Consider the following 1847-nt stretch of genomic DNA (forward strand, 5'->3'; position numbering starts at 1 on the left):
CAATTATTACTGTTGGACATAGAAACAACACCGGCGGCTCCAGCTATAGAGCACTTATCTGAAGATATGCAACAGCTCTGGCGGGAGAAAATGGCAAAAACTGCGCCAGTTTCAGGAAACGAAGATTCAGCATACGTTGACAGGGCTGGCATCTACGCCGAATTTGGAAAAATAGTATGCATTTCGGCCGGTTTCTTCAGCCTGGAAAATAACCGGTACCAGCTAAGGCTGAAGTCGTTTTATAATGATGATGAAGCAGTTGTGCTCTCCGGATTTTTAGAATTAATCAATAAATTCTATGCGAAATACCCCCGGTTCCAGTTTGCCGGGCATAACATCAAAGAATTTGATATTCCTTTTATTTGCAGAAGGTCTGTTATCCATCAGTTATCTTTGCCGCAACCTTTACAGCTGCATGGATTTAAACCCTGGGAGATGCCCATGCTGGATACCCTGCAGCTGTGGCGCTTCGGGGACTTTAAACATTATATTTCGCTGAAACTCCTGACCGCCGTAATGGGCATTGATACGCCCAAAGACGATATAGACGGCAGTATGGTAGGGAAAGTGTACTGGGAGGAAAAGGACCTGGAACGTATTGCCGCCTATTGCCAGAAAGATGTACTGGCAGTAGCACAACTGCTGTTGAAATTCAAACGGTTACCGGCATTAACACCGGCAGATATCATCATCGTAAAAAAATAATCGTAAAAGACGAAAAGCAATATAATAATGGAGTACCAGGACATCATCAGGGATTGGAAGCAACAGAAATTCAAATCATTATACTGGCTGGAAGGAGAGGAGGACTTTTTCATTGACCAGGTAACCAGTTATGCCGAACATGAACTGTTGCCGGAATCGGAGCGGGGTTTCAATCTCACGGTCCTTTATGGAAAAGATACGGATTGGACCCAGGTGATCAACGCCTGCCGGAGATATCCCATGTTTGCAGAAAGACAGGTGGTACTCCTGAAAGAAGCACAGGCCATGCGCGACCTCCTGAAACTGGAAGCATATATTGACAACCCGCTTACCTCCACCGTGTTTGTAGTAGCGCATAAGCAGGGCAAAATAGATGGCAGGAGTAAAATGGCCAAACTCATAAAGGAAAAAGGCGTGCTGCTGTCTACAAAAAAAATGTATGATAACCAGTTGCCCGGTTGGGTGGAAAGTTATGTAAGCAGCCGCGGACTGGCCATTTCGCAAAAAGCAGCTATTCTCCTGGTAGATCATATCGGCAACGATCTTTCACGTATTGCCAATGAAATAGACAAACTGCTGGTAAACCTGCCCGCCCAGAAGAAGATCGATGAAGCGGATATTGAAAAGTATGTGGGCATCAGCAAGGAGTATAATGTATTTGAACTGCAAAACGCCCTGGGACAGAAAAATACCGCCAAAGTATTCCGGATCGTCTCCTATTTTGCCGCCAATCCCAAAGCAGCGCCCATTCAAATGACGCTGCCGGCCCTGTATAACTTCTTCGCCAAGGTAAACCTCATTTTCAGCGTAAAAGGAGGCGAAAAAGAAGTAGCGGCTGCACTCGGTGTACATCCGTTTTTCGTAAAGGATTACATGAATGCTGCCCGTCAGTATGGGCCAGACGGAACAGAGAAAGCCATCTTGTTGTTACACCAGTATAACCTGCGGAGTATAGGCATTAACGATAGCGGGGTGGAAGATGGGGAACTGATGAAAGAGCTGATGTATAAGGTGATGAATTAAATGATCGCTTATTCCTGAACTATAAACCGTTTCAATGGCTGTTGAGATAAAAAAGATATTCAGAACGCTGGTAGGTATTTTGTTTTTCTTTTTAAGTAGTTTTTGTGCTTTTGTTGTAC

The 1847-nt window shown here is 44.7% G+C and carries 2 protein-coding genes; both read left to right on the forward strand.

Annotated features, from left to right (window positions below; all coding sequences use genetic code 11):
* On the forward strand, positions 1-705 hold a 705-nt coding region (locus tag VN105_RS23895; RefSeq protein ID WP_325644965.1), incomplete at its 5' end, for a 3'-5' exonuclease.
* Positions 706-732: 27 nt separating this feature from the next.
* Positions 733-1728, forward strand: coding sequence for a DNA polymerase III subunit delta (gene holA / locus VN105_RS23900; RefSeq protein ID WP_325644967.1), 996 nt, complete (start codon positions 733-735; stop codon positions 1726-1728).
* Positions 1729-1847 lie beyond the last annotated feature (119 nt).

This window comes from Chitinophaga sp., assembly GCF_035564935.1.
Classification (GTDB): domain Bacteria; phylum Bacteroidota; class Bacteroidia; order Chitinophagales; family Chitinophagaceae; genus Chitinophaga.

Excerpts from the sequence above, each read along its gene's own strand:
- holA (WP_325644967.1), top strand. The coding sequence starts at position 733 with ATGGAGTACCAGGACATCATCAGGGATTGGAAGCAACAGAAATTCAAA.